16 protein-coding genes are annotated in these 11,351 nt (G+C 66.8%); 5 read left to right on the top strand and 11 right to left on the bottom strand.

Features of this window, described 5'->3' with window-relative positions; all coding sequences use genetic code 11:
- Positions 1-76: 76 nt before the first annotated feature.
- Positions 77-793: a hypothetical protein gene (locus AAHM44_RS23700; RefSeq protein ID WP_342251529.1), complete on the bottom strand. Its 717-nt coding sequence runs from the start codon at positions 791-793 to the stop codon at positions 77-79.
- A 137-nt stretch (positions 794-930) separates the two neighbouring features.
- Positions 931-1,056 carry a hypothetical protein gene (locus AAHM44_RS23695; RefSeq protein WP_269573905.1) on the bottom strand — a complete coding sequence of 42 codons (126 nt, stop codon included), beginning with the start codon at positions 1,054-1,056 and terminating at the stop codon, positions 931-933.
- Between the two features lie 73 nt (positions 1,057-1,129).
- On the opposite strand from AAHM44_RS23695, the gene AAHM44_RS23690 reads away from it, so the two are divergent.
- Positions 1,130-3,115 carry an alpha/beta hydrolase family protein gene (locus tag AAHM44_RS23690; RefSeq protein ID WP_269573904.1) on the top strand — a complete coding sequence of 662 codons (1,986 nt, stop codon included), beginning with the start codon at positions 1,130-1,132 and terminating at the stop codon, positions 3,113-3,115.
- 97 nt (positions 3,116-3,212) lie between these two features.
- Here the strand turns inward: AAHM44_RS23690 and rpsD are convergent, their stop codons facing one another.
- Positions 3,213-3,827 (bottom strand): 30S ribosomal protein S4, encoded by a 615-nt coding sequence (gene rpsD, locus AAHM44_RS23685; RefSeq protein ID WP_184161264.1) that lies wholly within the window; start codon positions 3,825-3,827, stop codon positions 3,213-3,215.
- Positions 3,828-4,015: 188 nt separating this feature from the next.
- Here rpsD and AAHM44_RS23680 point away from each other — a divergent pair, with 188 nt between their 5' ends.
- The gene (locus AAHM44_RS23680) at positions 4,016-4,318 is read left to right on the top strand and encodes a chorismate mutase (RefSeq protein ID WP_269573903.1); all 303 of its coding nucleotides are present in this window, start codon (positions 4,016-4,018) and stop codon (positions 4,316-4,318) included.
- A 6-nt stretch (positions 4,319-4,324) separates the two neighbouring features.
- Here AAHM44_RS23680 and AAHM44_RS23675 read toward each other — a convergent pair whose 3' ends face one another.
- From AAHM44_RS23675 to rpiB, 6 genes are all read right to left on the bottom strand, one after another.
- Positions 4,325-4,579 (bottom strand): hypothetical protein, encoded by a 255-nt coding sequence (locus tag AAHM44_RS23675; protein WP_269573902.1) that lies wholly within the window; start codon positions 4,577-4,579, stop codon positions 4,325-4,327.
- A 37-nt stretch (positions 4,580-4,616) separates the two neighbouring features.
- Positions 4,617-4,877 (bottom strand): hypothetical protein, encoded by a 261-nt coding sequence (locus tag AAHM44_RS23670; protein ID WP_269573901.1) that lies wholly within the window; start codon positions 4,875-4,877, stop codon positions 4,617-4,619.
- A 193-nt stretch (positions 4,878-5,070) separates the two neighbouring features.
- A complete protein-coding gene (locus AAHM44_RS23665; protein WP_342251528.1) occupies positions 5,071-5,796 on the bottom strand; it encodes an RNA methyltransferase in 726 nt (241 codons plus the stop codon).
- Positions 5,793-6,254, bottom strand: coding sequence for a transcriptional regulator NrdR (gene nrdR / locus AAHM44_RS23660; protein ID WP_269573900.1), 462 nt, complete (start codon positions 6,252-6,254; stop codon positions 5,793-5,795). Before nrdR ends, AAHM44_RS23665 begins: the two co-directional genes overlap by 4 nt.
- A 3-nt stretch (positions 6,255-6,257) precedes the next feature.
- Positions 6,258-7,568: a serine hydroxymethyltransferase gene (gene glyA, locus AAHM44_RS23655; RefSeq protein WP_184161281.1), complete on the bottom strand. Its 1,311-nt coding sequence runs from the start codon at positions 7,566-7,568 to the stop codon at positions 6,258-6,260.
- Positions 7,565-8,017 (bottom strand): ribose 5-phosphate isomerase B, encoded by a 453-nt coding sequence (gene rpiB / locus AAHM44_RS23650; RefSeq protein WP_269573899.1) that lies wholly within the window; start codon positions 8,015-8,017, stop codon positions 7,565-7,567. The genes glyA and rpiB overlap by 4 nt, the downstream gene beginning before the upstream one ends.
- A gap of 58 nt (positions 8,018-8,075) precedes the next feature.
- On the opposite strand from rpiB, the gene AAHM44_RS23645 reads away from it, so the two are divergent.
- Both AAHM44_RS23645 and AAHM44_RS23640 read left to right on the top strand, forming a co-directional pair.
- On the top strand, positions 8,076-8,327 hold the full coding sequence (locus AAHM44_RS23645; protein ID WP_269573898.1) for a hypothetical protein: 252 nt from the start codon (positions 8,076-8,078) through the stop codon (positions 8,325-8,327).
- On the top strand, positions 8,327-8,800 hold the full coding sequence (locus tag AAHM44_RS23640; RefSeq protein WP_269573897.1) for a hypothetical protein: 474 nt from the start codon (positions 8,327-8,329) through the stop codon (positions 8,798-8,800). The genes AAHM44_RS23645 and AAHM44_RS23640 overlap by 1 nt, the downstream gene beginning before the upstream one ends.
- A 51-nt stretch (positions 8,801-8,851) precedes the next feature.
- Here the strand turns inward: AAHM44_RS23640 and AAHM44_RS23635 are convergent, their stop codons facing one another.
- Entirely contained in the window at positions 8,852-9,844 is a 993-nt protein-coding gene (locus AAHM44_RS23635; RefSeq protein WP_269573896.1) for a zinc-dependent alcohol dehydrogenase family protein, read from the bottom strand.
- A gap of 126 nt (positions 9,845-9,970) precedes the next feature.
- Between AAHM44_RS23635 and AAHM44_RS23630 the strand changes: the two genes are divergently transcribed.
- Positions 9,971-10,348: a winged helix-turn-helix transcriptional regulator gene (locus AAHM44_RS23630; RefSeq protein ID WP_342251527.1), complete on the top strand. Its 378-nt coding sequence runs from the start codon at positions 9,971-9,973 to the stop codon at positions 10,346-10,348.
- On the opposite strand, the gene AAHM44_RS23625 is transcribed toward AAHM44_RS23630, so the two are convergent.
- A complete protein-coding gene (locus tag AAHM44_RS23625) occupies positions 10,349-11,176 on the bottom strand; it encodes a LytTR family DNA-binding domain-containing protein (RefSeq protein ID WP_342251526.1) in 828 nt (275 codons plus the stop codon).
- Positions 11,177-11,351 lie beyond the last annotated feature (175 nt).

The raw sequence follows: 11,351 nt of genomic DNA, 5'->3' as shown, positions 1-11,351 counted from the left end.
CGAAACCCTGGGCCCCGGCTTTCGCCGGGGAACTGCTGAGCAGCTGGCCCGCCTTCGCCCGAGATCCCGGCTTTCGCTACCCCCCGACCGCGCGCAGCGCGTCGGCGGCGAGGTCGGCTGCGATCTCGGCATGGGCGAGGCGTTCCAGCGCTTCGTGCTGGAGCCGGGTGAGCGCCGGGATCAGCGCGTCGCGGCGGGCCTCGGCCGCGCGGATGCGAGGCAAGTAGCGGCGCTCGAGCTTCTTGAGCCGAGTGATGTCGGCCACCGTATCGACATGGATGATCAGATCCCGCTCGCCGTCGAAGCAGGTGGCCGAGGGGATCTGCCGCTCGGCATCGCGGTAGCGCTGGCGCAGGGCGTGGACCTCCGCCTCGCTGGCAATGAAGCGCTCGAGCGGATCGGCGCGGAGCAGCGGCGCGAACAGCTGGGGCATGTTGGGCGGCCAATCGAGCGCATGATCCTGGACCGGATCGATCGCGAAGCTGGTGACGCCCACGCCCCAGCCGCTGACCGGATGCGGCGAGATATCGGAGAGCTGGCCCGAGGGCGCGCGCCACACTGCATGATGCCAGCCGAACAGCGCGATGCCGGGTATCTCGACCAGCATCCAGCCGAAGACGCACGACCCGCCCTGCAACCGCACCTGATCGCGCACATTCCAGTAGCAGCGGCCGCGGCGGCTGCCGGGCACCGGATAGCGCGGCACCGCGATGGCTTCGGCGGTGCCGAGCCGGGCAAGCAGCGCTGCCAGCGCCGGATGATCGAGACCGGCGTCCCGATGAAGCAATCCCAAAGCAAGTCCCCCCGGACTCTTGCGCGGGCGCGGATCCCCCCGGATTCCGCGACACGCGCAGCAAGAGCACCCCCGACGCCGATTGGCGCAACATGCGGTGCGGCCCCGTGCGACCCGAGACCCTGTTTGCGGATTTGTTACAGCGCCCGAACGACCGCGTCAGGCGAGGTGCCGCCGAAATGGGTCAATCCTGGCGCGATAAGCACGGTTTTCCGCCAGATTGAGTAGATTCCGGAAAGCCGCCGCCCGATCGGCTTCGACATCGCGCCGGTTCCATCACCCGATTGCCAATGCCCGCGCACCCGCTAGGCTGGCGGTTCGACTATCGGGGGGATCATGAAGACTATCGTTCGTGCGGCAATGCTTGCCGCATCGGCCATGCCGGCCATTGCCTATGCCCAGAGCGAGGATGCGCGCAAATTCGGCGCGCGGGAGTTCATCCAGCAGATCAGCCTGTCGCCGGACGGCACCCAGGTGGCGATGCTCCAGCCCGTTTCCGGGCGGGGGGACGCGCTGATGGTGGCGAACCTGGAGACGGGCGAATCGAAGATGGTCCTGAATTCCAGCGGCGATCCCGATCAGATCACCAGCTGCCGCTGGGCCAGCACGACGCGGCTCGTGTGCAACATCTACATGATCGGGAAGCTCGACAAGAAGCTGGCCTTCACCCGGATGGTGTCGCTCAACGCCGACGGATCGGACCTGAAGCTGCTGAGCCAGCGCGACAGCGCAACCGCGCTGGACATCATCCAGTCCGGCGGCGACATCATCGACTGGGGCCCGGACGGATCGAACGGATCGGTGCTGATGACGCGCGAGTTCGTGCCGGAATATTCGACCGGCAGCCATGTGGCGAACGCGCGCGAGGGGCTGGCGGTGGAGCTGGTCGATGCGACCACGCTGAAGCGCAAGCTGGTCGAGTCGCCGCGCGGGGGCGCGAACGAATATATCAGCGACGGCCATGGCAATGTCCGCATCATCGGCTTCGCCCAGGCGCGCAACGAAGGCATGCTGACCGGCAATTACAGCTATCAGTATCGCACCGCCGGCGATCGCGACTGGAAGAAGCTGGGCGACCTGGTGAGCGATGGCGGGGGCGGCTATTCGGGCTTCAATCCCTATGCCGTCGATCGCGATGCCAATGTCGTCTACGGCTTTGACGACAAGGACGGTCGATCCGCGCTGTACAGCATCGCGCTGGACGGCAGCCTGACCCGCAAGCTGGTGTTCGCGCATCCCCAGGTCGATGTCGACGGGCTGGTGCGGATCGGGCGGCAGCGCCGCGTGGTGGGCGTGAGCTATGCCACCGACAAGCGGACCACCGAATTCTTCGATCCCGAGCTGCAGAAGCTGCGCAACGCATTGGGCAGGGCCCTGCCCGGCAAGCCGCTGGTCACCTTCATCGATGCCAGCGCCGACGAGAAGAAGCTGCTGCTGTTCGCCGGCGGCGACACCGATCCCGGCACCTATTATCTGTACGACAAGACCAGCAAGCAGCTGGGCGAGGTCATGCCGCTGCGCCCGCCCCTGGCCGAGACGAAGCTGGCATCGGTCAAGCCAGTGACCTTCCCCGCCGCCGACGGCACCCAGATCCCCGGCTATCTGACGCTGCCGGTGGGAAGCGACGGCAAGAACCTGCCCGCGATCGTGATGCCGCATGGCGGGCCGGGTTCGCGCGACGAATGGGGCTTCGACTGGCTGGCGCAATTCTATGCCGCGCGCGGCTTTGCCGTGCTCCAGCCCAATTTCCGCGGATCGACCGGCTATGGCGATGGCTGGTTCCAGAAGAACGGCTTCCAGTCCTGGCGGACCGCGATCGGCGATGTGAACGATGGCGGGCGCTGGCTGGAGAAGCAGGGCATCGCCGCGCCGGGCAAGCTGGCGATCGTCGGCTGGTCCTATGGCGGCTATGCGGCGCTGCAGAGCCCGGCGCTCGACCCCGACCTGTTCAAGGCGATCGTGGCGATCGCACCGGTGACCGACCTGGAGACGCTGCGGAACGAGGCGCAGGGCTTCACCAGCTACAATATCGTCAGCAAGTTCATCGGCAGCGGGCCACATGTGAAGGAAGGCTCGCCCGCGCAGAACGTCCAGAAGATCAAGGCGCCGGTGCTGATGTTCCATGGCGACCAGGACCTGAATGTCGGCATCGGCGAATCGCGGATGATGGCCAGCCGGCTGCGCGGTGCGGGCAAGCCGGTGGAACTGGTGGAGTTCAAGGGGCTCGACCACCAGCTCGACGACGACAAGGCGCGCACCCAGATGCTCGACAAGAGCGATGCCTTCCTGCGGGCGGCGCTGGGGCTGGCGGCGAAGCCCTAGGGCCGTTGGACCTCCCTTCCCTGGAGGGGAGGGGAGCAAAGAAAAAGGGCGGCCCCGAAGGACCGCCCTCTTTTCTCGTTCCCGAAGGAAGCGAACCTTAGCGCGAGTAGAACTCGACCACGAGATTCGGTTCCATCTTCACCGGGTACGGCACCTCGTCGAGGGTCGGCACGCGGGTGAAGGTGATCTTCGAGGCGCCGTCCGGCGACACGTAATCGGGGATGTCGCGCTCGGCGAGGCTCTGGGCTTCCATCACCAGCGCCATTTCCTGCGCCTTCGGACGGAGCGACACGGTCTGGCCCGGCTTGATGCGGCGCGAACCGATGTTGCACTTCTCGCCATCGACCAGGACGTGGCCGTGGTTGACCAGCTGGCGGGCAGCGAAGATCGTCGGCGCGAACTTGGCGCGGTAGACGATCATGTCGAGACGCTGCTCGAGCAGGCCAATGAGGTTCTGCGACGTATCGCCCTTCATCTTCGAGGCGTCTTCATACGCCTTCTTGAACTGCTTCTCGGTGACGTCGCCGTAATAGCCCTTGAGCTTCTGCTTGGCGCGCAGCTGGATGCCGAAGTCCGACATCTTGCCCTTGCGGCGCTGGCCGTGCTGGCCCGGGCCGTATTCGCGCTTGTTCACCGGGGACTTCGGACGGCCCCAGATGTTCTCGCCCATGCGGCGGTCAAGCTTGTACTTTGCGCTGGAACGCTTCGACATTTGTAATCCTTGCAATCGCTGACAACGTGGTTCCCGGTATCCGCCTGCTGCTCTCGAGGAGAGGCAGGGCCGCCGCTTCACCGGGGTGCGGGGCCATTGCGAAGGGGCGCCGTTAGCGGCGGGGGGCAGCGGAGTCAAGTTGCGCGCGGCCGCTGGACAGCGACGCCCCGCCCGGCCAAGGAGCGGCCATGCAAGAGATACTCGACCCCGAAGCCTGCACGACGATGATCGAAGTCCGTGCCGGCGTCGACGCGGTGGACGCGGCGCTGGTGGCGCTGCTCAAGCGCCGCTTCGGCTATATGGACGCCGCCGCCCGCATCAAGCCCGAGCGCGGCCATGTCCGCGACGAGGCGCGCAAGGCCCAGGTCATCGACAATGTCCGCGCCCATGCCCGCGCGGCGGGCATTCCCGACGCGGCGATCGGCGCGATGTGGGAAACGCTGGTCGAAGCCTCGATCGCCTATGAGTTCGAGGCGTTCGACCAGCGCTGAGGCGGCCTATTCCTTGTTGAAGCTGCCGTTGCCGCCCATCCCGCGCTGATCCATCGCGCGATTGGCGCGATCGGAGGTGGCGGCGCTGAGCTTGGCCCATTCCTCGCGGGTCAGGCAGTATTTCTTGCGCAGCAGGATCGAGCCGGTCTGTGCGACCATGCGGCAGATCTTCTTGTCCGACTTGCCCTCGGCCGCGGGCGCGTCCTGGGCGATGGCGGGCGCCGCGACGACGGCGAGCGCGCATAGCATGATCAACTTCATGGATTCCCCCTCTGGAATGCCGATCGATCGTCGCGGATCAATTGCCCCCGGCGCCGGCACCCGCGCGCGGGCGATTCCCGAGCGTGCGCTCGGCGTTCTCGGCGTTGGCGGCGCTGATCTGGCGCCACTCTTCCTTGGTGTGGCACTCGCGCTTGCCCATGATCGAGCCGGTGGTGTCGACCAGGCGGCAGATCTTCTTCTCGGGCTTGGCATCGGACGCCGCCGGGGCCGGCGTCGCCTGCTGGGCGAGGGCGGGAACGGCGAAGGCAACACACGCGAACACAACTGCGAACTTCATCCAGCTTCTCCACTGCGAGGGGGAAGGCGTTCCCGCCCGTGCCGGCCGGTTTCCAGTCGCCAGGCCCCACAAGCAACCAGAACCGGACCGATGTGACACGAAACGTACCGGAACCCCCTCCCGCTACGAAAGATTCGTGCAACATAACGCGCTTTCGCATATGCGAAAAGAAGAAGTGTGTTGCAGTTGTGTATCAGCCGGAACGGTGGCGTTTCTTGCCTTCGAGGGCGGAAAGCACGCCGCGCAGGGTGCGCAGTTCCTGCGACGACCAGCCCGGCTTGGTGAGCACCGTGCGCAAGGTGCGCTTCGTCGAGGGCACGCGATCGGGCGGGAAATAATAGCCCGATTCGTCGAGCATCGCGTCGAGCTGGCCGATCATCCCGTCGAGCTCGTCCTGCGGCGCGGGAGGATCGAGATCCTCCTGGGTCGGCTGGGCGAGGCTCTCGCCCTTGGACCATTCGTACGCGACCAGGATCACCGCCTGGGCGAGGTTGAGCGAACCGAATTCGGGGTTGATCGGCACGGTGACGATCGTGCGCGCCACCGCGACGTCGTCGGTCTCCAGCCCCGAGCGCTCGGGGCCGAACAGGATCGCCGAGCGCCCTTCCTCGCGGTGGATCTCGCGCGAAGCCTCTTCGGGAGTCATCACCGGCTTGGTGACGCCGCGCTTGCGCACCGTGGTGGCATAGACATGCGCGCAGTCGGCCACCGCATCGGCGACCGTCTCATAGACCTGCGCCTTCTCGAGCACGATGTCGGCACCCGAGGCGGCAGGCCCGGCGCTGGGGTTGGGCCAGCCGTCGCGCGGCGCGACGAGGCGCATCTCGACCAGCCCGAAATTGAGCATCGCGCGCGCGGCCTTGCCGATATTCTCGCCGAGCTGCGGGCGGACGAGGACGATGACCGGAGGCTGGCTCACTGCTTGCCGACCTCGCTGACATTGCCGGCGAATTCCTCGAAATCCTTGGCCTCGCGGAAGTCCTTATAGACCGAGGCGAAGCGGATATAGGCGACCGAATCGAGGCCCTTGAGGCCCTGCATCACCAGCTCGCCGATCTTCTGCGAGGGGATTTCGGTATCGCCCATCGTCTCCAGCTGCCGCTGGATGCCCGAGACCAGCTTCTCGATCTGCACGCCGTTGACCGGCCGCTTGCGGGTGGCGACCGAGATCGAGCGGACCAGCTTGTCGCGATCGAACGGCTCGCGCTTGTCCTCGGACTTGAGGACGGTCAGCTCGCGCAGCTGGATGCGCTCGAACGTGGTGAAGCGCGCGGCGCAGGCCTCGCACTGGCGCCGGCGACGGATCGCCGCCCCGTCTTCGGTGGGGCGGCTGTCCTTTACCTGGCTGTCTTCATGTCCGCAGAAGGGGCAGCGCAATCCTTAGAGCTCCGGATAGATGGGGAAGCGCTCGCACAGCGCGCGGACACGCTCGCGGACATTCTGCTCGACCTGGGCGTCGCCCTGCTCGCCATTCTTCTTGAGGCCGTCGAGCACGTCGGCAACCATGTTGCCGATCTCGCGGAACTCCGCCGGGCCGAAGCCGCGGGTGGTGCCCGCCGGCGAGCCGACGCGGATGCCGCTGGTCTTGACCGGCGGCAGCGGATCGTTGGGGATGCCGTTCTTGTTGCAGGTGATCGCCGCGCGCTCGAGCGCCTCGTCGGCGTCCTTGCCGGTCACGCCCAGCGGCGTCAGGTCGATCAGCGCGAGATGCGTGTCGGTGCCGCCCGAGACCACCGCCGCGCCGCGCTCCTTGAGCGTGGCCGCGAGGATCTTGGCATTCTCGACGATCGCCGCCGCGTAGCCCTTGAACTCGGGCTGGAGCGCTTCGCCGAACGCAACCGCCTTGGCGGCGATGACGTGCATCAGCGGGCCGCCCTGCAGGCCCGGGAACACCGCCGAGTTGATCTTCTTGGCGATCGCCTCGTCATTGGTGAACACCGCGCCACCGCGCGGGCCGCGCAGCGTCTTGTGGGTGGTGGTGGTGACGACATGGGCGTGGCCGAACGGCGTCGGGTGGACGCCGCCGGCGACCAGGCCGGCGAAATGGGCCATGTCGACCATGAAGATCGCGCCGACTTCGTCCGCGATCGCGCGGAACTTGGCGAAATCGATATGGCGCGGATAGGCCGAGCCGCCGGTGATGATCAGCTTGGGCTGGGTCTCGCGGGCGAGCTTGGCGACCTGATCATAGTCGATCAGGTGGGTGTCGGGCGTGACGCCGTACTGGACCGCATTGAACCACTTGCCCGACATCGCGGCGCGGGCGCCGTGGGTGAGGTGGCCGCCCGAATCGAGGCTGAGGCCCATGATCGTGTCGCCGGGCTTGACCATCGCCAGCATGACGGCGCCGTTCGCCTGCGCGCCCGAATGCGGCTGCACATTGGCGAACTCGCAGCCGAACAGCTGCTTGGCGCGATCGATCGCCAGCTGCTCGACTTCGTCCGACGGGTGGCAGCCCTGGTAATAGCGCTTGCCCGGGTAGCCCTCGGCGTACTTGTTGGTGAAGACCGAGCCCTGGGCTTCGAGCACCGCCTTGGAGACGATGTTCTCCGAGGCGATCAGCTCGATCTGATACTGCTCGCGCTTCAGCTCGTGCTGCACGCCGGCGAAGACCGCCGGATCCGCCTCGGCAAGCGAGCGGGTGAAATAGCCATCAGGCTGCGCGCCGAGGTTCACGGGGTTGGTGCTCATGCATGGGTCCCTTCAGGATGGCTGAGCTTTTCGACCCGACGCTGGTGGCGGTCGCCGAGAAACTCGGTTGCGAGGAAAGTCGTGATGCAGGCCTTGGCCATCTCGATGCCGACAAGGCGGGCGCCGAGGGCCACGACATTGGCATCGTTATGCTGGCGCGCAAGGCTGGCCGAAAGCGGCTCGGAGACGAGCGCGCAGCGGGCATGCGGGTTGCGGTTCACCGCGATCGAGATGCCGATGCCCGAGCCGCAGAGCGCAACGCCCTTGTCGGCCTGGCCATCCTCGATCGCCTTGGCGAGACGATAGCCATAGTCGGGATAATCGACGCTCTCGGGTCCGTTGGTCCCGAGATCGAGCACTTCATGCCCTTCGTTACGCAACCATTCGGCGAGTTCTGCCTTCATGGCGTAGGCGGCATGGTCCGAAGCGATAGCGATGCGGTGCGACATGCGCGCTCCCCTACGCCGCAAGGACCGTGCTGGCTAGACCGACTATTCGGAGAGAAAGATGCGCAAGACGATTTTCGCCCTGCTTCCGGCACTGGCCCTGGGTGTTGCCGCCTGTTCGCCGAGCGCGGAGAGCAATTTGAGCAATTCGCTCGACCGCACCGGCGACTCGCTGGAGAACAGCGTGAACGACATGGGCGACACGCTGAGCAATGCCGCGGACGATGCCGGCGATGCGTTCGACAACACCGCGAGCGACATCGGCAACCGCGCCGAGCATGTAGGCAATGCGATCGACGAGGCGACTCGCTGATGCGCGCGCTGCTGATCCTGGCGCCCGCGCTGGCGCTCGCCGCGTGCAACACCGCCGACAAGGCGGCGGACGCGACCGCCAATGCCACCGAAACCGCGGGCAATGCCGCGGTGGCGGTGGGCGATTCGTTCGCCAATGCGGTGAGCGAAGGCGCTTCCAGCCTGAAGAACGAAGTGAGCGCCAAGCCGGTGGACCGCGACGACTGGGTCGGCCGCTGGAAGGGCGTGGAAGGCACCTATCTGGTCGTGTCCAAGGCCAAGGACCCGGGCATGTACAAGCTGGAGATGCAGTACACGCTCGACGACAAGGGAAGCTTTGACGGCAAGGGATCGAGCGAGGGTATCTCCTTCGAGCGGCCGGACGGCGACTTCACCCTGCACCCGAGCGACGGCGACGCGACCGGGCTCAAATACCTGGCGGGCAAGAAGGACTGCCTGACGGTGAAGACCGGCGAAGGCTATTGCCGGGATTGATCTCGTGGCCCGGGCTCGACGCACCGACGCCGAACCCGGGCCAACGCCCCATCAATCCAGCGTGACGACGATCTTGCCGATCTGCGCGTTGGATTCGAGGAAACGGGTGGCATCCTGGATCCGATCGAACGGGAAGGTTCGCGAGACCAGCGGATCGAGCCTGCCGGTTTCCAGCCCTTCGACGATGAACGCCTTCGCGCGCGCCAGGGCCGCGTCGTCACCGACGATCTCGGTATAGAGATAGCCCTTCAGCGTCAGGCTCTTCCCGAGTACGGCGAACTGCGGAAACGGGCCCGCATCAGGACTGAGCGCGCCATATTCCAGCAGGATGCCGCCAACCGCCATACATTCCGCGAGCTGCGCGATGGCCGGACCTCCGATCGGATCGAAGACGACGCGCGCGCCCTTGCCGCCAGTGATCTCCCGCACGCGCGCGGCCAGGTCTTCCTCGGCCGTCGCGATCACATGATGCGCGCCCGCCTCGCGCAGCGCCTGCACCTTGGCGCCGGTCCGGGTGGTTGCGATCACCGTAGCACCGACGCTCCGGGCGACCTGGAAGGCCGCGATGCCGACACTGCTGGATGCGGCAGAGACGATCACGAAATCGCCCGCGGCGAGCCTTGCCTGGTCGATGAGGGCGCCCCAGGCAGTGACATATTGCATCCACGCCGCAGCGGCCTTTTCGAACGGCAGGCCAACCGGATGCTTCACGACATGACGGGCGGGAATGTTGATGACTTCGCCGTAGGTGGGCCAGCGCGACATATCGAGCGTGGGGATGACGCTGACCGCATCCCCTTCCGCGAAGTCCGTCACGTCCGCGCCGACCCGCTTCACCGTACCGGCAGCCTCATAGCCGAGCTGCGAAGGAAAATTCGCTTCCTGCAGATAGGCTCCGTTGCGGAACATCACTTCGGCGCGGTTGAGCCCGATCGCGCGCACGGCGATCTGCACCTCGTCGGCCGCCGGCGCGGTCACCTCGACCGTTTCGATCCGCAGGACATCTGCGGGGCCATATTCATGAAAGCGTACGATGCGGGGCATTGGCGTCTCCAGATCACGCACCGGGACGGCGCGTTCGAACGCCCATTTGAGAGTGCAGGCTGAATTGAAAATACGGTAATCGAAAGCATATACTGCTCAAAAGTATACTGTAAGGCCGCCTTCGCCATGCCCAAGCTGCACGATTATGATCAGGTGCCCGGCTGCACCATGTACGCCACGCTGAACCTGATCAGCGGGAAGTGGAAAGGCATGATCCTGTACCATCTGATGAAGGGGACGATGCGCTTCAACGCGCTCAAGCGCGAGCTGGGCGACTGTTCGCAACGGCTGCTGATCAAGCAGCTGCGGGAGCTGGAGGCGGATGGGCTGGTGGAGAGGACCGTCTATGCCGTCGTGCCGCCAAGGGTGGACTATTCGATTACCGAGGAGGGGCGCTCCCTGGAGCCGATCCTCCTGGACCTTCGCGGCTGGGGAGAAGGCTGGCTGCGCCGGCGCGGACTGATCGCCCGGGACGATCAAACGGCGCCCACACTTCGCCCGTAACTACCCCCGGGCCCGCAACCACCCCCGCGCCCGCGCGTCCGCCGCATAGGTGGCGCTGACCGGCACGCTGCCGCCGCCGGCGAGCAGCAGGCGCCATTTGCGGCCGTCGCGCTCGGCGCTTTCGACTGCTTCCGCCGCGACCCAGGCGCCGCGATGGACCTGGAGGCCGTCGATGCCGGCGACTTCCTCGAGCGCATCGCCGAAGCGGTAGTGGAGCAGCGCGCTGGTGCCGTCGCGGCGGTGGATGCGGCAATAATGGTCTTCGGCTTCGATGGCGGCGAGATCGCAGGCGGCGATGCGGGCGCGGGCGAGCAGGCCGGTCTGGGCGCGGACCGGGCGCATCCGGCGCAGCAATATCCAGGCGACCGCCGAGCAGACAGTGAAGATCACCGCGCTGATCGCCGCCGCCCTGCCCCATACGTCGAGCGGCATCGCCTGCATGCTGACGCCGACCAGCCGGCCACAGGCCCAGATCTCGAAGGGCAAGGGCAGGTTGAGCGGGATCGTGCCGAGCAGCGAGATGCGCGGCCAGTCGGTCGGCTTGCGGACGCCCCAGGCGAAGAGCAGCTGCCATTTGAGCGCGTTCCAGCCCATCAGCAGCAGCCAGAAGGCGGCGCGGGTGTGGAGCGGCAGTCGCGCGGTGCCGAAGCCGCCGGTGACGGTCATCAGCGCGGCCGCGGCGAGGCAGGCGATCCAGAGCAGCGGGAAGCCCGGCACCGGCTTTTGGGGAAGTGCGCGTTTCGCGAAGCTGAGGACGCGCTTCGCGAAACCGCGCTTGCCGGCGGTGCGGGCGGCGGGGCCAGTGCGGAGCGACCGGGCGGCGGGCATGGCGGACAGGCTGCCATGCGACGTTCCGGACTACAACGGAGATCGGAATGCGCAGCTGGCTTCACTTGAGTTCCCCGGCGAAAGCCGGGGCCCAGGGTCACAAGCGACACGGCAGAGAAACCCTGGGCCCCCCCGGGGGGGGGGGGGGGGGGGGGGGGGGGGGGGGGGGGGGTAA

Source organism: Sphingomonas sp. OTU376, from assembly GCF_038440415.1.
GTDB lineage: Bacteria > Pseudomonadota > Alphaproteobacteria > Sphingomonadales > Sphingomonadaceae > Sphingomonas > Sphingomonas kyeonggiensis_A.
This window is presented reverse-complemented; position numbering and strand designations above follow the sequence as displayed.

Coding starts and splice junctions, on each gene's coding strand:
- rpiB (WP_269573899.1), bottom strand. CDS start 8,017: ATGTCGCACCGCATCGCTATCGCTTCGGACCATGCCGCCTACGCCATG.
- AAHM44_RS23625 (WP_342251526.1), bottom strand. CDS start 11,176: ATGCCCGCCGCCCGGTCGCTCCGCACTGGCCCCGCCGCCCGCACCGCC.
- AAHM44_RS23635 (WP_269573896.1), bottom strand. CDS start 9,844: ATGCCCCGCATCGTACGCTTTCATGAATATGGCCCCGCAGATGTCCTG.
- rpsD (WP_184161264.1), bottom strand. CDS start 3,827: ATGTCGAAGCGTTCCAGCGCAAAGTACAAGCTTGACCGCCGCATGGGC.
- glyA (WP_184161281.1), bottom strand. CDS start 7,568: ATGAGCACCAACCCCGTGAACCTCGGCGCGCAGCCTGATGGCTATTTC.
- AAHM44_RS23680 (WP_269573903.1), top strand. CDS start 4,016: ATGCAAGAGATACTCGACCCCGAAGCCTGCACGACGATGATCGAAGTC.
- AAHM44_RS23695 (WP_269573905.1), bottom strand. CDS start 1,056: ATGTCGAAGCCGATCGGGCGGCGGCTTTCCGGAATCTACTCAATCTGG.
- AAHM44_RS23690 (WP_269573904.1), top strand. CDS start 1,130: ATGAAGACTATCGTTCGTGCGGCAATGCTTGCCGCATCGGCCATGCCG.
- AAHM44_RS23670 (WP_269573901.1), bottom strand. CDS start 4,877: ATGAAGTTCGCAGTTGTGTTCGCGTGTGTTGCCTTCGCCGTTCCCGCC.
- AAHM44_RS23645 (WP_269573898.1), top strand. CDS start 8,076: ATGCGCAAGACGATTTTCGCCCTGCTTCCGGCACTGGCCCTGGGTGTT.
- AAHM44_RS23675 (WP_269573902.1), bottom strand. CDS start 4,579: ATGAAGTTGATCATGCTATGCGCGCTCGCCGTCGTCGCGGCGCCCGCC.
- AAHM44_RS23630 (WP_342251527.1), top strand. CDS start 9,971: ATGCCCAAGCTGCACGATTATGATCAGGTGCCCGGCTGCACCATGTAC.
- AAHM44_RS23640 (WP_269573897.1), top strand. CDS start 8,327: ATGCGCGCGCTGCTGATCCTGGCGCCCGCGCTGGCGCTCGCCGCGTGC.